Origin of the sequence: Mesorhizobium sp. B2-1-3A (assembly GCF_006442655.1) — a bacterium.
GTDB lineage: Bacteria > Pseudomonadota > Alphaproteobacteria > Rhizobiales > Rhizobiaceae > Mesorhizobium.
In genome coordinates this window covers 200,947-221,724 of sequence record NZ_VFWK01000008.1, presented here as the reverse complement: position 1 = coordinate 221,724, position 20,778 = coordinate 200,947, and the positions used below count along the sequence as shown (strand labels likewise).

Here is a 20,778-nt window from a genome sequence, read left to right as displayed (position 1 = left end):
GGCGCATGTCCTCGCAGGGCAATGAACACGCCGGTCGGCATACGTGCCGCCCCTGTCACGCAAGCATCATGTTCGCGCCGTAGACCGCTTTCGGGGGGCGGCGCGCGGCATCATCGATGTGCCGCCCCCTTGAGCTTTTTCGTTCTTCGGCCGCTCCGGCACATCCGTCACCAAGAGGACCATCCATGAAACACCTGCACCGAACCGTCTCGCTCGGCGTCGCGCTGGCCTTGTTCACCGCCTTGACGCCGGCGCTCGCCGACAGCACCGCGACCGTCGGAGCCACCAGCTTTGTCAACAAGGGCCTGGTCGGCGTCGGCCGCATTCCTGCCGCCCAGCGCGACAAGTTCGGCGAGACGTTCGGCTCAGGCTCCGGCATGTCGCTCGACGTCGCCGGCTGGACGCATGACGCGGGCACCTACAAGGGGTCGCTCTGGTTGCTGCCGGATCGCGGTTACAATGTCGCCGGCACCACCGACTACCGGCCGCGCCTCAACACCATCGGCATCGAGTTCACGCCGGCAGCACCAGGTGCTGCTGGCCAGGAGCAGACAGGCGTGAAGGCAACGCTTGCCGACACCTTGCTGCTCACCGACGACAAGGGCACTGATGCCACCGGCCTCGATCCGCTGTCGGATGTGCGCGCGGCGGCTGGCGACATGCCGATGCTGCCCGCCGCCACCAACGGCAAGCTCGCCCTCGACAACGAGGCGATCGTGCGGCTGCCCGACGGTTCGATGTTCATCTCCGATGAATATGGCCCGAATATCTACCGGTTCTCGGCGCAAGGCCGTCTGATGTCGGCGACCCAGCCGCCGGCGGCGCTGGTGCCGATGCGCAAGGGCGCGCCGAACTTCTCCTCTGACAATCCCGGTCCAGGTGCCGCCGAACCCGATCCGAAGGATCCCGATACCGGCCGCCAGAACAACCAGGGCCTGGAAGGCATGGCGATGACCCCGGACGGCAAGTTCTTGATCGCCGTGCTGCAGTCGGCGACCAGGCAGGACGGCGGCGATTCAGCTTCGACCCGGCAGAACACACGGGCGCTGGTCTATGACGCCTCAGACCTCGCCCATCTCAAGCTGGCGCACGAATATGTCGTGCCGCTGCCGGTGTTCAAGGACGCCAAGGGCAAGACCAAGGTCGCCGCCCAGAGCGAGATCGTGGCGTTGTCCGACACGGCGTTCCTGATGCTGGCGCGCGACAGCGGCAACGGCCAGGGCCTGAAGGGCGATACATCGCTCTACCGCGAAATCAGCATCGTCGATGTCTCGGCCGCGACCGACATCGCCGGCGGTCCTTTCGACGCCGCTGACAAGCCGCTCGCCCCCAAGGGCGTACTCGACCCGTCGGTGACGCCGGCCAAGCTGACCCCGTTCATCGACATCAACAACAATGCCGAGCTTGGCCGCTTCGGCCTGCACAATGGCGCGCCGAACGACCACAACAACCTGTCCGAGAAGTGGGAAGCGATGTCGCTGGCCAGCGTGCTCGATCCGAAACTGCCCGACGATTACTTCCTGTTCGTCGCCAATGACAACGACTTCCTCGCCCAGGACGGCTTCCAGGTCGGCGCGCCCTACAAGGCCGACGACGGCGCCAATGTCGACACCATGTTCCTGGTCTATCAGGTCACGCTTCCCGGCCTCGCCAAGAAGTAACGCATAAAAAAGGCGGGCGCGCCCGGCGCGTCCGCCTGAACGACCTCAAACGGCTGACCGTGAGGACGCCTACTTCAAGAACTCCGCGTCCTTCGGCACGCCTGCATCGATCGGCTCGGCCGTCCTGCTCGACACGGCCATGATCTTGCCGGCGGCCGACAGGTTTGGGCGGACGAAGACCTGTGCGGGGCCGTTGACGCGGCTGTAGAGGTCGATGATGTCCTGGTTCATGAAGCGCACGCAGCCCGACGAAGCATTCTTCCCGATGGAATCCCACTCCGGCGTGCCGTGCAGCCGGTACATCGTGTCCTTGCCGTCGCGGAAGAGATAGAGGGCGCGGGCGCCCAGCGGGCTCTGCGGGCCGGGCGGCATGCCGTCCTTGTATTTCGCCAGTTCCGGCCGGCGCTGGATCATTTCCGGCGGCGGCGTCCACACCGGCCACTTCTTCCTCGCCTGGACCACGGCGCTGCCGGTCCATCCAAAACCAGCCTTGCCGAGGCTGACGCCGTAGCGGATCGCCTTTCCGCCGTCGCGCACCAGATAGAGGAAGTGCTCCGAGACATCGACGACGATGGTGCCGGGTTTTTCTCCGGTCGGGTCGGCCACGACCTGGCGCACGAACTTCGGATCGAGCTTGGCCACCGGGATTGCCGGCAGCTGGTAGCCCTCGTCGGTGCGCGCCGCGTACATGCTGACGGTATCACCGAACGCCGTATCGGGCGGCGGCGCTGCCACGGGCGGTGGCGGCGTCACCACCTCCGTCGTGGTGCATGCCGAAAGAGCCACGGAGGCCGCGCCCAAGGCGGACGCACCCAGAAACGCGCGCCGGCTCAGGCGCTCGGAAAACAGCGGAATATCGGACATGATCCCCCCGGCTTGTCCATATCCGATAAGGATATGCGGGCCCCACGCCCCAAGGATCAAATACCCCATTCCGGGAGCTTTGAGAACATGATTGGGTTGCGTAAACGAGGAGAATCAGGGGTTCGCCGCTTTCGTGAAACGGCGAACCGCATGACACGCGCCAAGCGGAATTTTCCGACGCCGCATCGACCTGTGCCGTTGAATCGGCAATCATCGCGGACCGAGTTGGGATAAGCCTCCAGCCATGACCGAAAAAATGCCCACGCGCCGGCGCACCGGCGACCTGACCAGCGGCCCGATCCCGCGCACGCTGCTGCTGTTTGCCTTGCCGGTGTTGGGGTCCAACGTGCTGCAGTCGCTCAACGGGTCGATCAATGCCGTCTGGGTCGGCCGTTTCCTTGGCGAATCGGCCCTGACGGCCACCTCCAACGCCAACCTCGTCCTGTTCCTGATCCTGGGCACGGTGTTCGGCATCGGCATGGCGGCGACGATCCTGGTGGCGCAGTCGGTCGGTGCCCGCGACCTGCCCGAGGCGCGCCGCATCGTCGGCACCAGCGCCACCTTCTTCTTTCTCGTTTCCATAGTCTTCGCGGTATGCGGCTGGATCTGGGTCGACGCCATCCTCAACACGCTTGGCACACCGGCGGACGCCTTGCCGCTGGCGCGTTCCTATCTGCGCATCATCTTCATCGCCGTGCCGATGATGAACCTTCTGTCCTTCGTCATGACCGTGCTGCGCGGTGCCGGCGATTCGCGCACACCCTTCTTCTTCATGGCGCTGGCGGTCGTGCTCGACATCGTGCTCAACCCGCTGCTGATCCGCGGCATCGGCCCCTTCCCCGAACTCGGCATCGCCGGATCCGCGACCTCGACGCTGATCGGTCAGACCGTGAGCGTCATCGCTATCCTTGTCGTGCTCTATGCGCGCAAGCATCCGCTGCGGCTGGCCGGCGCCAATCTCGCTCTGCTGCGGCCTGACCCTGCCTTGCTGCGCATTGTCGTCTTCAAGGGCGTGCCCATGGGGCTGCAGATGATCGTGATTTCGGCGGCGGCACTCACGGTGATGGGCATCGTCAATTCCTACGGCTCGCAAGTCGCCGCCGCCTACGGCATCGCCGCGCAGCTGTGGACCTACATCCAGATGCCGGCGCTCGCCATCGGTGCCGCGGTCTCCTCGATGGCGGCGCAGAATGTCGGCGCCGGCCGCTGGGACCGGATCGGCCGCGTCGCCGCCTCCGGCGTCGGCTTCAACCTTGTCCTGACCGGCGCTCTCGTCGCGCTGCTGTGGTTCTTCGACCGCTCGATCCTCAGCCTGTTCCTGAGCAGCGACAGCGCGGCAATTGATATCGCCGCCCATATCAACACCGTGGCGTCCTGGTCGTTCATCCTGTTCGGCATCACCATCGTGCTGTTCGCCACCGTGCGCGCCACCGGTGCGGTGATGCCGCCGCTGATCATCCTGGTGATCTCGGTGCTCGTCATACGCACCGGCTTTGCCTATTTCATGCGTGGCGTGATCGGCGAGGAAGCGTTGTGGTGGAGTTTTCCGGCCGGCTCGATCACCTCGCTGGTTCTGGCCGCGGCCTATTACCGCTTCGGCGGCTGGCGCACCATGCACATGATCGAGGACAGGCCGGCCGCGGGCGAGCCACCGGATACCGGGCTTGGCGTGCCGCGTGGGCGCGCGAACATGGCGCCTGAGACGCCGAACGGCTGATCACCGACAAAGCCAAAAGGGCCGCGATGAGGCGGCCCCTTTTTCGTTACGGCATTCGCGATCTGCCTATTTGCAGGGAAAGCCGGGAGCGATCTTGCACTTGCCGGGCCGCGGCTTATGCGGCGGGCGATGGTGCGGAGGACGGTGATGGGGCGGCTTGTGCCAGTGCGGCGGCCGATGATGCGGCGGACGAACGATGACGATCGGCGGACGAACGACATGGGCGCGTGAAAGATAACCGGAACTGGCCCAGCCGCTGACACCACCACCATCTATCCGGCACCAACCCGGCTGGCAGCCGGCCACGTCAACCCTGAAGCCGGCCGGCAACGTCCCGACCCTGGCGAATTCGGCGCCGGGCCCGCTACGCACGTTGAGATTTGTCGTGGTATGGGCGCTGTAGGCGAAGGCCGCGGCGGATGTTCCGAAGACGGCGGCCAGAATGGTCGCCATCGCAAGCAGAAATCGAAATCTCATCAGTCCCTCCATTCGAGCCCCGGCCGCTCGACTGCTCGACCAAGGGTTGTATCAAAAGGGAGAGAAAGCAGCCGGAAGTCAACAACTGGCCAAGGCTGATCATCACATCGGCAGTCCCGACGAGGGAGTTTTCCCGGACATAGTTGAGGAATTTCCCGAGTGCCGTTTATCGGCCCGGGAACTTCCGCTAACAGTTTACTGTCTTTCGACAATTCGTTGCAGGCAGAGGCGGTGAGCATGGGCAAAGGCAGGGTCGAGGCATTCACCGACGGCGTGGTGGCCATCATCATCACCATCATGGTGCTGGATCTCAAGGTACCGGAGGGCGAGGACCTCTCCGCCCTGGTGCCGCAATTGCCGATCTTCCTGTGCTACGTGCTCTCATTCATCAATGTCGGCATCTACTGGAACAATCTGCACAACATGTTCCACACCGTACAGCGCGTCGATGGTGGCGTGTTGTGGGCCAACCTGCATCTGTTGTTCTGGTTGTCCCTGATGCCGGTAACGACGGCTTTCATGGGCGAGAACCATTTCGCCACGGTCCCGGTCGCGGTCTACGGTTTCGACCTTGCAATGTGCGCGACCGCCTACGGCATCCTGGTCATCGCCCTGCACTGTCTGCATGGGCCGGACACCGCCTTCGCCAAGGCGATCGGCAGCGACCGCAAGGGAAGGCTTTCGCTTGCCGTCTACCTCGCGGCCATCGCACTTGCCTTCCTCAACCGGTGGATCAGCGTGGGCCTCTATGTTGTCGTCGCCCTGGTGTGGCTTGTGCCGGACACGCGCTTTTCGCGCGTTCTCGAGAAGTAGCGCGGTAAACCAGCCCTATTTACGCATCGCCTTCAGCTTCTCCGCCACCGAAGCGGCAAGGTCGGCATAGCGCTCCTCCAGCCGTTCGGCCGCCTTGATGATCGAGAAATCATGGCCGAACTTCTCCAGCGCCATGCGCAGTTTCTCGACGAACTCGGCCTGTTTTTCCAGCGCCGAAAACAGTGTCTTCACCTGGGCTTCGTTGATATCGGGGTTGGCCAGCATCTGCGGCACCTCGCGCCCCATCTGGTCGCCGGTGGCGGTCTGTTCCTTCAGAATTGCAACCCAATCCGTCAATAGAAAATCTCCATTACCGAGACAGCATGCGCAGCCTCGACCGGCCCGGTCAACCCGCACACGTGCCGACGCAGGCTTGCGCAAGCCTGTTCCAGCGCTAAGTTCGGCACCATCGAGAAAAGGACCCATCGCTCATGATCACCGACGCCGAAATCCAGACCGCCCTGCCCGCGCTTGGCCCCGGCAACACCGCCGTCATCACCGGCGCCGCGAGCGGCATTGGTCTGGCGGCCGCCAAACGGCTTGCGTTGATGGGCATGAAGATCGTGCTCGCGGACATCGCCGGTACCCGCCTCGACGATGCCTCCCGGGCCGTCTCGGCCATTGCCGGCGGCGACGCCGTGCTTGCCGTTGCATCGGACGTTTCGAAGGCCGATGAGGTCGATCGTCTTGCCGACCGGGCATTCGGCGCCTTCGGCGAAATCTCGCTGCTGATGAACAATGCCGGCGTCGGCGACAACCCCGGCAAGCCCTGGGAAAACCGCGATGCGTGGAAGCGGCTGCTCGACATCAATTTCTGGGGTGTCGTGCATGGTGTCGAAGCCTTCGCACCGCGCATGCTGACGTCGGCCAAACCGGGCCTGATCGTCAACACCGGCTCCAAGCAAGGCATCACCACGCCGCCCGGCAACCTTGCCTACAATGTCTCCAAGGCCGGCGTGAAGACATTCACCGAGGGCCTCGCGCATGCGCTGCGCAACGAGCCGGGCGCCCGCCTGTCGGCGCATCCGCTCATCCCCGGCTTCACCTATACCGGCCTCACCGAGGGTGCCACGGAAAAGCCAGCCGGTGCTTGGACCGGCGAGCAGGTTGTTGATTTCATGCTGGAATCCCTGGTCAGTGGCGATTTCTACATCTTGTGCCCGGACAACGACGTGGCGCGCCCCGTGGATGAAAAGCGCATGGCCTGGGCCATCGGCGACATCATCGAAAACCGCCCGGCCTTGTCGCGCTGGCACCCGGACCACAAGGATGCTTTCGCGGCCTTCATGAAAAATTGATCTTCACATCTTCAAGCCGCACGCTTTTTCGGAGCTCGTTTTTGCGCCACGGCCTTCTTTGCGGCCATCGCGGCGATCTCCTTGTCATGGCGTAGTGCTGCTTTCTCGCATCTGTCGCGGATCTCCTCGACCTCGGATTCCGTCAGATGCTCGATGCCGATGAAATGGTTGTGGCCCTCGCTGACCCGGATCAGTTCATCGAGCTTGGCCTGGATCGCCGCGCCATCGCGGTTCTGGGTGTTCTGGATGAGAAACACCATCAGGAAGGTGATGATGGTCGTCCCGGTGTTGATCACCAATTGCCAGGTGTCCGAGAAACCGAAGAACGGCCCGCTTACCGCCCAGACGACCACGATCACGCAGCAGGCGGCAAAGGTCAGCGGGAGGCCGGTTATATGGGCGACCCGGTTGGCGACCTTGGTGAAAAGCTTTTCCATCTGTCGAGAACCCTCAATGGCTGCCGCGATGAGAAACAATCGACGGCCGTTCCAGGTTCCCACGGGCAACAAATACGTCAGGCGCAATTGAATACACGCAATGAGGGCGTTTGACGGAAAACACACCTTATCGGTTTAGTGGCATGGTAACCATGCAGGCAAAGAGCCTGTTCCTTCCGCTTCACGGCGGTTTAACTCCAGCCCCTTCCGCCGCGCCACCCCCGCATGGCGGAAGGGGTCCACTTTCCCGCAACTTGCTTCGCAGCCTGTGCGCCAGTGAGCTGTTCGCCGTTCCTTGAGACGGTGACCTGCTCTAAGCGGCGTCGTTTTCCCAACGGTCGAGGAAGACCTCGATCGGCATTGCCTGGATGTCGGGAACCGCCCTGGCGAGTTTCTCGACCGGCCAGTCCCACCAGGCGAGCGCTTCGATCCGTGCCGCGACAGCCGGGGGAAAGCGCGGCCGCAGCGGCTTCGCCGGCACGCCGGCGACGATCATGTAGGACGGTACGTCCTGCGTCACCACCGCATTGGCGCCGATGACAGCACCGTTGCCGACAGTGATGCCAGGCATGATCACCGCGCCGTGGCCCACCCATACGTCATGGCCGATGGTCACGGCATTCGCTTGCCGCCGCTCGCGGAACGCGGCATCGACGCCCAGCCAGCGAAAATACTCGTTCGGTCGATAGCTGACCTTGTGCTGCGTCAGCCGTTCGATCGGATGTTCCAGCGCATTGATGCGGCTGTTGGCGGCGATCGAGCAGAATTTGCCGATGCTCGTATAGATCGCCTCGGCATGGCGCTCGAAATAGGAGAAGTCGCCGACGATCACCTCGCGCAGCACCACCCGCTCGCCGATCGAGGCGTAGCGGCCGAGCTTGCACGCCTTGAGTTCCGCGGTCGGATGGATGCGCGGCTCGGGGTCCTTGAGGACGAGGTCTTCGGAACGGTCCATGCGGCGGCTTTACGTCAGAGCAATTGCTCCTGCAAGGCAGGAGCAATTGTCCGCGGGGCCGATCAGCACGAAAGACGTCCGCCCCGCCTAGTTCGGCTTGCCCTTGCTCCACACCACGTTCTGGCCGTAGAGCGGCACTGTCGTGACCGACATTTTCGCCGAGCCGTTCTGCACCTGGCGGGAATGCGAGAGGTAGATCAACGTCTCGTTGGCCTTGTCGTAGATGCGGTTCACCACCTGCTTCTTCCAGATCAGGCTGAGGCCTTGCTTGAACACCTCCTCGCCGCCCTCGCTCATGTCGATGTCGCCGATGGTGATCGGGCCGGTCTGGCGGCAGGAGATCGAGGAATCGCTGGGATCCTCGAACCAGTTGCCCTTGTGCAGGCGATCGATGACGCTGCGGTCGAAATAGGCGACATGGCAGGTCACGCCATCCACCTTGGGGTCCTTGATCGCGTCGATCTTGATGTCGTTGCCGACCCAGTCGACGCCCACCTTGCCGACTTCCTCGGCGACGGCGGTGCCGGCGCCGAGCGCAACGCATGCGGCCAAGGCGCCGCCGATCACTTTTCGCCCAATCAGTTTGCGCAAAGGAGGTCTCCTGCGGTTCGAGTTGCCGGTTTCAGGTGGGACGCGTTGTGCCGCTTTGCAAGCGGATGCGTCAACACCACCACGGTTGCGGCAACGCGGCACTTTGCCTGCGCGGGGCCGAACCGCTAAGACTGTCGCACCGGCGCGGCATTGAGCCGGCGCGATGATTTCTGCGGACGGACTTTTCTGATGATGCGTTCTATCCTGGTCGGTATTCTCGTCCTGATGGCGGCCGGCATCGGCTGGCTGACCTTCGACTGGTATCGCGGCCACTATGGCGGCGAACCGTTCGGCGCGCCCTTCACCCTGGTCGACCAGAAAGGCGCGCCGATCACCGAAGCGGCCTTCAGGGGGCAACCCAGCGTCGTCTTCTTCGGCTTCACCCACTGCCCCGAGGTTTGCCCGACCACGCTGTTCGAACTCTCCGGCTGGCTGAAGACCCTCGGCGACGACGGCAAGACCTTGCACGCCTATTTCGTGTCGGTCGACCCGGAGCGTGATACGCCGGCGGTGATGAATGCCTATGTCAGCAACTTCTCCGACCGCATCACCGGCATCACCGGCGACCCGGACAAGGTCCATGCCATGGCAAAGTCCTTCGGCATCTACTGGAAGAAGGTCGATACCGGCGACGGCGACTACACGATGGACCACACCGCCTCGGTGCTGCTGCTCAACGGCAAGGGCGACTTCGCCGGCACGATCGCCTATGGCGAAAGCGCCAGCACCGCGGTCGAAAAGCTGAAGCGTCTTGCCGCGAAGGGCTAGAGTTTGATCCCGAAAAGTGGAAACCGGTTTTCGGACAAAGATCAAACCCGAAGAAGAAACTCCCGATGACCCAGACGCGGCTCCATTTCACCACCGGAAAGATCGAGGCTGAGCGCGTCTTCGCGGCGCTTGAGTTGGCCTTCGAGGATGAAGGCTTGCCGATTGCGGTGCTCGAAGTCGACGAGGACAAGGACATCCACGAGGTCTCGCTCTATGCCGATGGCGACGTCGACGCCGTCGAGGCCCGGGTGAAGGACATTCTTGCCGGCCTCGCTCTGTCGAAGCCGGTCGAGCGCGAGGCACTGCCCGACATCGACTGGGTGGCGCGTTCGCTGGAAGGCCTGAAGCCGGTGCGCGCCGGGCGTTTCTTCGTCCACGGTGGACATGATCGCACAAAGCGCCACAGCGGCGAACTCGCCATCGAGATCGAGGCAGGCCTCGCCTTCGGCACCGGCCATCATGGCACCACCGCCGGCTGCCTGGAAATGCTTGAGAACGTGGTGCGGCGCGAGCACCCGCGCAATGCGCTCGACCTTGGCACCGGCAGCGCCGTGCTGGCCATCGCCGTCGCCAAGCTGGCGCATATTCCAGTGCTCGCCACCGACATCGATCCTGTGGCGGTGAAGGTCGCCGCCGCCAATGCGCGGCTCAACCATGTCAAGGCACTCGTCGAAACGGTGACCGCGCCGGGCTTTCACCACCCGATCTTCGGCAAGCGTGCCCCCTTCGATCTCATCGTCGCCAACATATTGGCGCGGCCGCTGATGCGGCTGGCGCCGCAAATGGCCAGGCATATCGCGCTCGGCGGCTCGATCGTGCTGTCAGGCATTCTCGATCGCCAGCGCGATGCCGTCATCTCGGCCTATGTCGGCCAGAATTTCCGGCACGTGCGCACCTTGCACCGCGAGGGCTGGGTGACGATCCATCTCAAGCATTGAGACAGGGCGAGCACCGCAGCGCCGGCAATCGCGAGATCCATTTCCGAAATTGTTGCCAAAACCCAAAACTCCGCCGACCGGAGCCAGCGGAGCCTTGAATGCTGTTTTCCACCAGCTTCAGATGCCTGTGAGGGAAACAGGCCTTTCAGAACTTCGCCACCGCATGGATGTTCCGGCCCAACAGCAAAAAGCCCGATCGCCGCTTAGAACTTGATGCCCAGATTGGCCTTGAAGCCGTTGTCGAAGGCATCGGGCCCGAACTGTCCGGCATAGGACAGGCCGAGCGTCGCGTTGCGCGCCAGTTGCACGTCGAAGCCGGCTTCGACCAGCATCGCATCCCTGGCGATCGGCACACCGGCGATGGTGAAGTCGTCTCCGCCGGCAAAGGCGAAGGTCGACAGCGGCGTGACCTCGCCATAGGCATGACGCCAGCCGAACATGCCACGCGCGGTCGCCGCCACGCCGCCAATGGTGACGTCGGTGGACGCTCTGACGCCAAGCGTGGTGAAGGTCGTATCCGACGACGAACTGCCGCTGGTCAGCGCCGCGGTGCCGCCGCTCTCCGCGAAGCCGTCTGTATGCAGGTTCACGTAAGCGAGGTTGGCGAAGGGCTCGAAGGCAAATGGTCCGGCATCGGTCTTGTAGGCCAGTTCGCCAAAGGCCTGCGCGGTCGCGGCGTCGTAGTCGGCCGACAGGCTGTCGGTGAAACCCTGGAACGCGACGGAGCGCGATGTCGAGATCCGGTGCCAGGTGTAGGCGGCGCCGGTGCGGAAGGCGATGGCGCCCCAATTGGTCCCGCCATACAGGCCCAGATGATAGTTGTCGCTATCGCCCGACGAGGCCCTGTCGTCGGCATTGAAGCTGGTGCGGCTGTAGCCGCCGACCACGCCGATGCGCCAGTCGCCGGCCAGACCGTCGGCGCCGACCAGCAGACCGCCCGTCGACCGGTCGAAGGCGGCCGCATTGCCGTCGCTGTCGGTACGGCCCCAGGACCCGAAACCCTGCGACCAGATGGCGAAGCGGTCGGTGTCGGCGGCGACGGACTGAACGCCGTCCTCGCCATAGGCCATGACCGGCAGCGAAGCGGTCTTGCCGCTGTCGCCGAAGGCGGCACGCAGGCGCGCCGTCACCGCGTCCTGCAGGAAGTGGCTGTCCTGGAGGAGCATGCCCTTGGCCGAGGCATGGACTTCGCCCGAAAGCCGGTCGAAGGCGTCCTGCGCGGCTTCGGCGGTCGGCAGCGCCAGGATCGCCCCGAACAAGGGGCCGCTGCCGACACTCTCAAATCCGGTACCCGTTGCGATCTGGTTTGATGTCAGGCCGGCCGAGGCGAGGGATTTGTTCTGCGCGATATCGACATAGATGTTGTTCAGGTCCTGGCCGATCGACGCAGCCAGGAAGTAGGAAACCTGGGGGTCGATGATGGTGAAGGTCTTGTCGCCAAGCAGATTGCCTCCGGCATGCAGCACCTTGTACTGACCCGGCACATAGGCGCCGGAATTCGCGAGCGTCAGATTGGCGCCAGCGCCGATCGTCGCCGTGCCCGTGGCATCTATGAGATCGGAATCGCCGGCGGCGTTCAAATCCACGGCATAGGTGGACCCGGCCGCAAAACTGAGATTGCCCTTGACGTTCAACGTATCGATTGCGTGCTCGCCCGGCGCGACCGTGCCCTCGGCCACCAGTCCGCCGATGCTGCCATCGCCTTCGAGCGTGGCGCCACTATCGACCGTGACAACCGAACCGCCAAGATTTCCCGTCACCAGCAATGTGCCGGCTTGCACCCTTGTCGCGCCAGAGAAACCACTGTTGTCGCCGGAGAGTTCGAAGGTTCCGCTTCCCGCCTTCTTCAGCCCGCCCGTTCCGCTGAGAGCGCCGGAAAACACCGTCGAACTGTTGTCGCCTCCGGTCGTGAGCGTGCCGGAACCGGTTTTGACCGAGCCAGCGCCGGCAAGCGAGCCGATCGCCTGGTCGAAATTGTTGAGATCAAGCGTGGCTCCACTTTCCACCGTATAGGCGCTGTTCGCGCTGAAGATGTCGGCCGTGGCCGCCTTCAGCGTGCCTTGGGCGACGTCGGTGGCCGTGGCGTAGGTGTTGTTGCCGGCGAAACCGTCCACTGTCAGCGTTCCCGCTCCCGTCTTGGTGAACGTCCCGCTTGGCGTATCGTTGTCGCCCATGCTGGCGGTCGTGCTGACGTCGAAGCCGTTTGTGTCGATGGTGCCGCCGGCCGCGCCAAACAGGATCATGGCGTTGGAAATGACGATGTTGTCGGCTCCGGCCTGCAAGGTACCGCCATCCAGCGTGACCATTCCCGATCCGGTGGCCCCCAAGGAATTGCTGCCCATGATTCGCAGTATGCCGTCGCTGATCGTCGCGCCGCCGCTGAAGCTGTTGCCGTCGCTCAAGACCAGTGTGCCCGCACCGGTCTTGAAGATTCCAGCGACCTCTTCGTCCGAGATATGTCCGGTGTAGGTGCCTGTGCCGGAGCTGACGTTCAGCGTCGCGTTGGCGTACAGGTGCAGGTCATTGTCAATCGTGACCCCGTCGTGGATGTCGAGAGTACCGCCCGATGCAAAAACCTCCCCCGTTGAAAGGGCCAGGTCATTGCCCAGGCTGAGCGTGCCAACATTAAGGTAGGTGCCGCCGCTGTAGGTGCTTGCCCCGTTCAGCGTCAGGGTGCCGCTTCCGGTCTTGGTCAACGAAGCCGGGCCTCCGCTCTCGCTGATGCCCGATGAAAGTGTCAGGTCTCCGTTGCTGGTGTCGATCGTCTCCGACCCGCTCTCCAACGTCACGGCTTGGGCGAATGTGTGCGTTCCACTGGCGCCGAATGTCGTGCCGTTGGCCATGGTCAGGCCGCCAGTGCCGAGCGCGGCGTCGTCTCCGATCAACAGGGTTCCGCCAGTCAGGATCGTGCCGCCGCTGTAATTGCTTACCCCCGTGAGCGTCAGCGTGCCTGATCCGACCTTCTCTATCGAAAGGGCGCCGTTCTGTTCCTGGATTTGCGCGTTGAGCGTGGTGCTGGTGTTCAGGCCGCCGATCTGGATCGTTCCTGTCGAGCCTGACGGATTTCCATAATAGGAAAGGATGCCGGATCCTTCGACCGAGCCGAGCGCGAGCGTACCCGACCCCGATAGCGAGACCGCGCCGCCATTGAGGACGAACTTCGCGTCGGCGCCTGAAGCCGGCGATGCATTGCTGGAATTGAACTGCAGGACGCCATAGGGGTTCACCGTATAGGTGACATCGCTGCCGGCATTGCTGTTGCTGAAGATGAGATAGGAAGCTTCGCCGGTTGCTGAAACGCCGGTCACCGCGAAATTCTGGGTCACCCCGGACGTGTTGTTCACGCCGCCGTAGATATTGAGATATCCCTTGTTCGAGAGCGATACGGTGTAGGCACTGTTGGCATCGTCGAAGGTAACGGTGCGGGCGAAGAAAAGAGTGGACGAATTCGGCGTCGTCAGATCGACATTCGTCGTGCCGGCACCCGCCCCGAAGACAATGTCCGCGGTGGTGGAATTCGGCACAGAGCCGCCGTTCCAGTTGGTTCCAACGGCGTAATCCGAGCTCGTCGCGCCCGTCCACTCCTGCGCGGCCGCCGGCGTCGCCAGCAACGCCAGCCCGGCCAAGGCCGTGCCCACCAGCAGGCTCCGCCGCCGTGCGCCGAGGCTCGCGCCCGGCCTGCCGAGCGCTCGCGACAGGAAGTCGATCCCGCCGGCCATCGTTGAAGAATTCATGCCTCGCCCCATATTCCGCGCCCGCCCAACGGGCATGCTGGTATTGCCGTGATGTTGATTGAAGACAGCCTTGAACGGCACGCGGGTGGCACCCGCGCTCAACGTTCAGATCATTCTATCGGGGGTGCGTGCCGGGCTCAGCCTGACGTTGACTGGCCAAAAATGGCCAAGGATTTCCCATGTTCATCAACGCCCTCCGACAACGACTCCGATCGGAAGGCCCCCACCCGTCCGGTCAAACCCAAGAAACGGCGATACAGATAGCTTGCCCTGCAACCTGGCGCACGCTCAAAAGACAGTGCTTGCTGACTTTTTCTGGTCACGATTGCGCGCCTGCAACATGGCGTCGTCGGGCGGAGCTGAAGCGGCCCTTTGTGCAAATGGCTGGACCAGCCCCATCTGGTTGTCAGCCAGGCGGCGCTGTAGCAGTTTGCGCCGGCCGGGAAATCGATTCCGCTTTCCCAGCCCATAGGTTACGGTCGCGCGACTACCAAGGAGGCCCATCATGTTCCAGACCTTCGATTCCGCCGGCGACCCGGCAGTCGGAAAGCCGCGCGTGGCGCTGCTGCGCCAATGGCTGGCCGCCAATGGCCTCGATGGTTTTATCGTGCCGCGCGCGGACGAGCATCAGGGCGAATATGTCGCCGATCGTTCGGCACGGCTGAAATGGCTGACCGGCTTCAGTGGCTCGGCCGGTGTCGCCATCGTTCTGCGCGACCGCGCCTTCGTCTTCGTCGACGGGCGCTACACGCTGCAGGTGCGCAATGAGGTCGATCTCGACATTTTTTCGATCGAAAGCCTGGTCGACAACCCGCCCGCCGTCTGGCTCAAGGATAATATCGGCAAAGGCGCGCGGCTCGGCTTCGATCCATGGCTGCACACGGTCGGCGAGGTCAAGGCGCTGCAGGCCTCGGCCGACAAGACCGGCGCCGTGCTGGTGCCGCTCGACAAAAACCCGATCGACATCATCTGGAAGGACCAGCCCGCCGCACCCGTGACCCCGGTCGAGCTGCACCCGATCGGCTTTGCCGGCGAGCTCGCCAAGGACAAGCTGGCGCGGCTGGCAACAGCGATCGGCAAGGACGGCGCCACCCACGCCGTGCTGACCGACCCCTCCTCCATCGCCTGGGTCTTCAACATCCGCGGCGGCGACGTGCCGCACACGCCGCTGGCGCTCGGCTTCGCCATCCTGGCCGCCGACGGGTCGCACCAGCTGTTCATGGACAAGCGCAAATTCTCGCGCCAGGTCGCGGCCTATCTCACCCAGCTCGCCGACCCGCATGAGCCCGGCGAGTTCGAGGCGGCGATCGCAGCGCTTGCCAAGGGCGGCGCCAAGATCGCGCTCGACCCGGTGCTGGCGGCCGACAGGCTGCGCATGCTGGTCGAGGACAATGGCGGTACGATGATTGCCGCGCCCGACCCGGCCCGCATCCCGCGCGCCACGAAGAACCAGGCCGAGATCGCCGGCTCGCGCGCCGCGCATCGCCGGGACGGTGCGGCGGTGGCCAAGCTCTTGTGCTGGCTGGAGCGCCAGAAACCCGGTTCGCTCGACGAGATCGCGGTGGTCACCAGGCTCGAAGAGAGCCGCAGGCAGACCGGGGAGGAAACGCAGATGCCGCTGCGCGACGTCTCCTTCGACACTATTTCCGGCGCCGGTCCGAACGGCGCCATCATGCATTACCGCGTGTCGCGCGCCACCAGCCGCAAGCTCCAGGCCGGCGAGTTGTTCCTGCTCGATTCCGGCGCGCAGTATCAGGACGGCACCACCGACATCACCCGCACCGTGCCGATCGGCCAGCCGACCGAGGAGATGCGCGAGCGCTTCACGCTGGTGCTGAAAGGCATGATCGGCATTTCCACATTGCGCTTCCCCGCCGGCACGCGCGGTTCGGAGATCGACGCCGTCGCCCGCATGGCGCTGTGGAAGCATGGCTGCGACTTCGCCCATGGCACCGGCCATGGCGTCGGCTCGTATCTGGCCGTGCATGAAGGTCCACAGCGCATTGCCCGCACCGGCACCGAAAAGCTGCTCGAAGGCATGATGCTGTCCAACGAGCCGGGTTACTATAAGGAAGGCGCCTACGGCATCCGCATCGAGAACCTCATCCTGGTGACGCCGGCTGAACAGATCGAGGGCGGCGACATCGCCATGCACGGCTTCGAGACGCTGACGCTGGCGCCGATCGACGTCAGGCTGGTGCGGTCAGACCTTTTGACGCGCGAGGAACTGCATTGGCTCGACGCCTACCATGCCCGTGTGTTGGCCGAGATCGGACCGATGCTCGATGGCGAAACCCTGGCCTGGCTGGAAAAGGCGACCGCCCCACTGCCGCACGACGCGAAGATTTGATTGCTGGCCTGTAGTTTGAAGGGGCGGCGCCAACGTTCGAAAACGATCGCGCTCGCAGGAATTACCCGACAAACTGCCGCGCCAGGATCAGCACCGCGGCGCCCGCCAAGAACATCGCCATCAGCCCGCCGCGCAGCGAGACCACGGCAGTAACGACCAGTGCGGCCCATTCCGCCGGTCCGGCGTTCAACAGTTCCGGCGCCACCAGCGTCGTCAGCACCGCCGCCGGCACAGCATTGAGGCCTGCCTCCACGCGCGGATGGATGTTCTCGAAGCGGGAGATGACCAGATGTCCGCCGACGCGCGTGAGATAAGTGGCGATCGCGCCAGCGATGATGATCCAGAACGTCGTGCTCATGGCCGCTCTCCAACGCCGCTATGGTGCGGCGGCAGGATGACGGCGAGCAGCACGCCGGCAACAGCGCCGATCGAGACGTGCCAGGGCGAGCCAACCGTCTTGTAGGCGATGATGGACGCCGCGGCGCTGGCGATGACCACCGGCAGCCACAGCGGCCGCTTGCGAAAGCCCATGACGAGGCCGAGAAAATAGATCGGCAGCAGGAAATCGATACCCAGCGCATGCGTATCGGGGATCAGCTTGCCGAACACCGCGCCGAGCGCGCTTTCGATGATCCAGAACAGATAGACCGGCAGGCCGAGTCCCAGATACCAGGCAACGCTGATGGTCTGGCCCGATTGCGCCCGCGCTTCGGTCACCGCGTATTGCGGATCGGTGAGGATGAAATAGCCGAGAGCTTGGCTGATGACAGGCCAGTGCGCGATCCGGCGGCCGATGCCGGCCGAGTAGAGCACATGGCGGAAATTGACGGCGAAGATCGACAGCACGATCAGCCACGGCGCGACATGCTGGCCGAACAGCTGGATGCCGACCATCTGGCTGGCGCCGCCGTAGACCAGCGCGCTCATCAGGAAGGCTTCGAAGACCGAGAAACCTTGGTCAACGGCAAGCGCTCCGAACAGCACCGCGAACGGCGCCGACGCCACCACGACAGGCATGGAGAGCCGCACGCCTTGCCAGAAGTCGCTTTTGCCGCCGCTCTGCGAGATCACGTCCGTCGCCATCGACCACTCCTGATGCATGTTCGCCCGAAAGTGCGTAGCGGTTTGGGAGTACGACATGCACAACAACAAGGAGTGGCGGTATGTAGGTGGCACACCGTGCCTTGTCACACGAATTCGCTTGAGCCAAACGATCAGCGGAAATGATCGTCGCCGCAGGATCAGTCTTTCGCCGCGCCGCCCTCGATCGCCCTGCCCCAGTCCAGCAGCGGCTTGGCACGCATGACGAAATCGACGAGTTCCTCGACCAGCGCGGGCGTATGGATTCCCGCCGGATCGATGACGTGCTGGACGACGAAATGCCGGTTGCGGATGGCCTCGGCCAGATCGGGATCGCCGGTATGCTCGAAGCCGCGCGGCGTCCGCTTCATGCGACCCTCCGCCTCCAGCCCAAGCCGGTTCTTCTTCAAGGCCGCCGCCAGGCCGCGAAATGTGTCCGGCCGCGTTGCGATGGCCTTGCGCATGGCGAGCAGCAAGGCCGGCTCCGGGGCCCACCAGGCGACATCGGCAAAACAACGCTCCAGTCCGATATGAACATAGAAGACGCCTTGCGACATCTTGGTACCGTCCGGTGACAGGATCGCCGAGACATGCCGGTTGTAGGGTCGTTTGTCCTTGGCAAAGCGCACGTCGCGATTGATGCGGAACAGCGACTTCTTGCGGTCGCCGCGCAAGCCAAGGCCTGCATCGGCGAAACGCTGCGTCAGCGTATCGACGAGATCGCCCAGGGGATCACGCAATTCGCTCTCGAACAAGTCGCGATTCTCCACGAACCATTCGCGGCTCTGGTGGAAGTCCAGCGCCTTCAGGAACGGAATGGCCTTCGGGCCGAACCCTTTGAACGCTCCGTCCATCACGCCTTGCCGACCCGCTGCAGCCAGGTGTCCTCGTCGATCACTTCGACGCCGAGTTCACTGGCAAGCTTGAGCTTGGAGCCGGCACCCGGTCCCGCCACCACCAGATCGGTCTTGGCCGAAACCGAACCGGCGACCTTGGCGCCGAGGCGCTCGGCCATCGCCTTGGCTTCGGAGCGGGTCATCTTTTCCAGCGAGCCGGTAAAGACGATGGTCTTGCCGGCGACCTCGCTGTCGGCCGAGACGGTGACGATATACGGCTTCGGCTTGACCTGTTCGAGCAGCTTATCGAGCACGTCGTCATTGCGTTCATTGCCGAAGAAATCGCGCAGCGCGTCGATCACCGTGTCGCCAATGCCGTTGATCGACGGGAAAACGGCATGCGGATCCTCCGCCGCCGCCGTCTCCTTGCCGACGCGGATCAATTCCTCGATGGTCGAGAAGGTCTTTGCAAGCACAGCCGCCGTCGTCTCGCCGATATGGCGGATGCCGAGCGCGAAGATGAAGCGGTCGAGCTCCGGCTCGCGGCGCGAATCGATCGCCGCGAACAGCTTGTCGAGGCCTTCATAGTTGCGATCCTCGACGCTGCGCACATTCTTGCGCGTCTTGCCGGACGCCGCCTCGCGCTGCCTGGCCTGCTCCTCTCGCCGCTCGGCAAGCGCCTTGGTGACGGCGGGCCGACGGTCCCGGAGCGTGAAGATATCGGCGGCCGTCTTGATCAGTCCGGCATTGAAGAAGGTGTCGATGTTCTCCGCGCCCAGACCCTCTATATCGAGGGCGCCACGTGACACGAAATGGCGCAATCGTTCCACGGCTTGTGCCGCGCAGATCAGCTCGCCGGTGCAGCGCCGCCGGGAATCCTCCTTGCCGGTCTTCTCGTTGATCTCGCGCGTGGCCGGTGAACCGCAAACCGGACAGGTGTGCGGGAATTCATAAGGCACGGCATTGGCCGGACGCTTGTCGACGACGACGCTGACGATCTGCGGGATGACGTCCCCTGCCCGCTGGATCACCACCGTGTCGCCGATGCGCACATCGATGCCGTCGCGGATCGGCAGGCCGTTGCTGTCGAAACCCTTGATGTAATCCTCATTGTGCAGCGTGACGTTCTCGACCACGACGCCGCCGACGGTGACTGGCGCCAGCCGCGCGACCGGCGCCAGCGTGCCGGTGCGGCCGACCTGGATGTCGATCTTCTCGACCGTCGTCATTGCCTGTTCGGCGGGGAATTTATGGGCGACGGCCCAGCGCGGCTCGCCGGTGACGAAACCCCAGCGGCGCTGCAGCTCCAACTGGTCGACCTTGTAGACGACGCCGTCAATGTCATAGCCGAGCGACGAGCGCTGCTCCTCGATCAGATGGTAATGCGCGACCAGTTCCTCGACCGACTTCGCCCGCACCATCAAGGGGCTGATCTTGAAACCCCAGTCGCCGAATTTTTGCACCGATTCGTACTGGGTCGGCGCCGGATCCGCCGTCGTGAAGCCCCAGGCATAGGCGAAGAATTTGAGGTTTCGGGTGGCGGTGACGGAGGGATCCTTCTGGCGCAGCGAGCCGGCCGCCGTGTTGCGCGGATTGACGTAATCCTGGCCGCCGGCCGCCGCCGAGCGCTGCTTCAGCGCCTCGAATTCCGCATAGGTCATGTAGACCTCGCCGCGTATCTCGATGATTTCGGGCCAGCCTGAGCCTTTCAGCCTGGCGGGGATGTCGGCGATGGTCCTGAGATTGGCGGTGATATCCTCGCCCACGGCACCATCGCCGCGCGTCGCGCCTTGCACGAACACGCCCTTTTCGTAGCGCAGCGACGCCGATAGCCCGTCGATCTTCGGCTCGGCGGTGAAAGCGATGTCGAGATCCTTGTCGCGATCGAAGAATCGTCTGCCGCGCTCGATGAAATCAGTGACGTCCTCGTCGGTATAGGCCTTGGCAAGGCTTAGCATCGGCACGGCATGGCGCACCTTGGCAAAACCTTCCGCCGGCGCAGCGCCCACCCTGAGCGACGGCGAATCCTCGCGCACCAGCCCGGGGAAGCGCTCCTCGATGGCAAGGTTGCGGCGCCGCAGCGCATCATATTCCGCGTCCGTAATCGTCGGCGCGTCTTCGGCATGGTAGCGCCGGTCATGACCGGCGATCTCCTCGGCCAGCCGCTGGAGTTCGGCTTCAGCCTCGCTTTCGCTGAGCGAATCGACAGGTTTTTCCGACATGCTTTTCGTCCCCGAACGGTGGCGCGTCACAATAGAT

At 63.9% G+C, this 20,778-nt stretch carries 18 protein-coding genes; 7 read left to right on the top strand and 11 right to left on the bottom strand.

Going from position 1 to position 20,778, the window contains the following annotated elements; genetic code table 11:
* Positions 1–185: 185 nt before the first annotated feature.
* Positions 186–1,661, top strand: coding sequence for an esterase-like activity of phytase family protein (locus FJ977_RS30045; RefSeq protein WP_140775821.1), 1,476 nt, complete (start codon positions 186–188; stop codon positions 1,659–1,661).
* A 69-nt stretch (positions 1,662–1,730) separates the two neighbouring features.
* Here FJ977_RS30045 and FJ977_RS30040 read toward each other — a convergent pair whose 3' ends face one another.
* Positions 1,731–2,525: a L,D-transpeptidase gene (locus FJ977_RS30040; RefSeq protein WP_140775820.1), complete on the bottom strand. Its 795-nt coding sequence runs from the start codon at positions 2,523–2,525 to the stop codon at positions 1,731–1,733.
* 244 nt (positions 2,526–2,769) lie between these two features.
* Between FJ977_RS30040 and FJ977_RS30035 the strand changes: the two genes are divergently transcribed.
* Positions 2,770–4,242: an MATE family efflux transporter gene (locus FJ977_RS30035; RefSeq protein ID WP_140775819.1), complete on the top strand. Its 1,473-nt coding sequence runs from the start codon at positions 2,770–2,772 to the stop codon at positions 4,240–4,242.
* Between the two features lie 66 nt (positions 4,243–4,308).
* On the opposite strand, the gene FJ977_RS30030 is transcribed toward FJ977_RS30035, so the two are convergent.
* Entirely contained in the window at positions 4,309–4,719 is a 411-nt protein-coding gene (locus tag FJ977_RS30030; protein WP_140775818.1) for an SH3 domain-containing protein, read from the bottom strand.
* A gap of 237 nt (positions 4,720–4,956) precedes the next feature.
* Between FJ977_RS30030 and FJ977_RS30025 the strand changes: the two genes are divergently transcribed.
* Complete coding sequence (locus FJ977_RS30025) at positions 4,957–5,532, top strand: TMEM175 family protein (protein WP_140775817.1); 576 nt, start codon at positions 4,957–4,959, stop codon at positions 5,530–5,532.
* Positions 5,533–5,547: 15 nt separating this feature from the next.
* On the opposite strand, the gene FJ977_RS30020 is transcribed toward FJ977_RS30025, so the two are convergent.
* Positions 5,548–5,829 (bottom strand): hypothetical protein, encoded by a 282-nt coding sequence (locus tag FJ977_RS30020; protein ID WP_140775816.1) that lies wholly within the window; start codon positions 5,827–5,829, stop codon positions 5,548–5,550.
* Positions 5,830–5,963: 134 nt separating this feature from the next.
* On the opposite strand from FJ977_RS30020, the gene FJ977_RS30015 reads away from it, so the two are divergent.
* A complete protein-coding gene (locus tag FJ977_RS30015; protein ID WP_140775815.1) occupies positions 5,964–6,830 on the top strand; it encodes an SDR family NAD(P)-dependent oxidoreductase in 867 nt (288 codons plus the stop codon).
* 11 nt (positions 6,831–6,841) lie between these two features.
* Here FJ977_RS30015 and FJ977_RS30010 read toward each other — a convergent pair whose 3' ends face one another.
* The 3 genes from FJ977_RS30010 to FJ977_RS30000 form a co-directional block, all read right to left on the bottom strand.
* Positions 6,842–7,267, bottom strand: coding sequence for a low affinity iron permease family protein (locus tag FJ977_RS30010; protein WP_140775814.1), 426 nt, complete (start codon positions 7,265–7,267; stop codon positions 6,842–6,844).
* 313 nt (positions 7,268–7,580) lie between these two features.
* The gene (locus tag FJ977_RS30005) at positions 7,581–8,222 is read right to left on the bottom strand and encodes a DapH/DapD/GlmU-related protein (protein ID WP_140775813.1); all 642 of its coding nucleotides are present in this window, start codon (positions 8,220–8,222) and stop codon (positions 7,581–7,583) included.
* Between the two features lie 87 nt (positions 8,223–8,309).
* Positions 8,310–8,813 carry a CreA family protein gene (locus FJ977_RS30000; RefSeq protein ID WP_140775812.1) on the bottom strand — a complete coding sequence of 168 codons (504 nt, stop codon included), beginning with the start codon at positions 8,811–8,813 and terminating at the stop codon, positions 8,310–8,312.
* Between the two features lie 189 nt (positions 8,814–9,002).
* On the opposite strand from FJ977_RS30000, the gene FJ977_RS29995 reads away from it, so the two are divergent.
* Positions 9,003–9,581: an SCO family protein gene (locus FJ977_RS29995; protein ID WP_056573228.1), complete on the top strand. Its 579-nt coding sequence runs from the start codon at positions 9,003–9,005 to the stop codon at positions 9,579–9,581.
* 65 nt (positions 9,582–9,646) lie between these two features.
* Complete coding sequence (locus FJ977_RS29990; RefSeq protein ID WP_140775811.1) at positions 9,647–10,519, top strand: 50S ribosomal protein L11 methyltransferase; 873 nt, start codon at positions 9,647–9,649, stop codon at positions 10,517–10,519.
* 203 nt (positions 10,520–10,722) lie between these two features.
* On the opposite strand, the gene FJ977_RS29985 is transcribed toward FJ977_RS29990, so the two are convergent.
* Positions 10,723–14,253 (bottom strand): autotransporter domain-containing protein, encoded by a 3,531-nt coding sequence (locus FJ977_RS29985; protein ID WP_181180112.1) that lies wholly within the window; start codon positions 14,251–14,253, stop codon positions 10,723–10,725.
* A 505-nt stretch (positions 14,254–14,758) separates the two neighbouring features.
* Between FJ977_RS29985 and FJ977_RS29980 the strand changes: the two genes are divergently transcribed.
* Positions 14,759–16,603: an aminopeptidase P family protein gene (locus tag FJ977_RS29980; protein WP_140775809.1), complete on the top strand. Its 1,845-nt coding sequence runs from the start codon at positions 14,759–14,761 to the stop codon at positions 16,601–16,603.
* Positions 16,604–16,664: 61 nt separating this feature from the next.
* Here FJ977_RS29980 and FJ977_RS29975 read toward each other — a convergent pair whose 3' ends face one another.
* The 4 genes from FJ977_RS29975 to ligA form a co-directional block, all read right to left on the bottom strand.
* Positions 16,665–16,961, bottom strand: coding sequence for an AzlD family protein (locus FJ977_RS29975; RefSeq protein ID WP_056573238.1), 297 nt, complete (start codon positions 16,959–16,961; stop codon positions 16,665–16,667).
* Positions 16,958–17,686 carry an AzlC family ABC transporter permease gene (locus FJ977_RS29970; RefSeq protein ID WP_140775808.1) on the bottom strand — a complete coding sequence of 243 codons (729 nt, stop codon included), beginning with the start codon at positions 17,684–17,686 and terminating at the stop codon, positions 16,958–16,960. Before FJ977_RS29970 ends, FJ977_RS29975 begins: the two co-directional genes overlap by 4 nt.
* Before the next feature lie 158 nt (positions 17,687–17,844).
* The gene (locus FJ977_RS29965) at positions 17,845–18,537 is read right to left on the bottom strand and encodes a TIGR02453 family protein (protein ID WP_140775807.1); all 693 of its coding nucleotides are present in this window, start codon (positions 18,535–18,537) and stop codon (positions 17,845–17,847) included.
* On the bottom strand, positions 18,537–20,741 hold the full coding sequence (gene ligA, locus FJ977_RS29960; protein WP_140775806.1) for an NAD-dependent DNA ligase LigA: 2,205 nt from the start codon (positions 20,739–20,741) through the stop codon (positions 18,537–18,539). Before ligA ends, FJ977_RS29965 begins: the two co-directional genes overlap by 1 nt.
* Positions 20,742–20,778 lie beyond the last annotated feature (37 nt).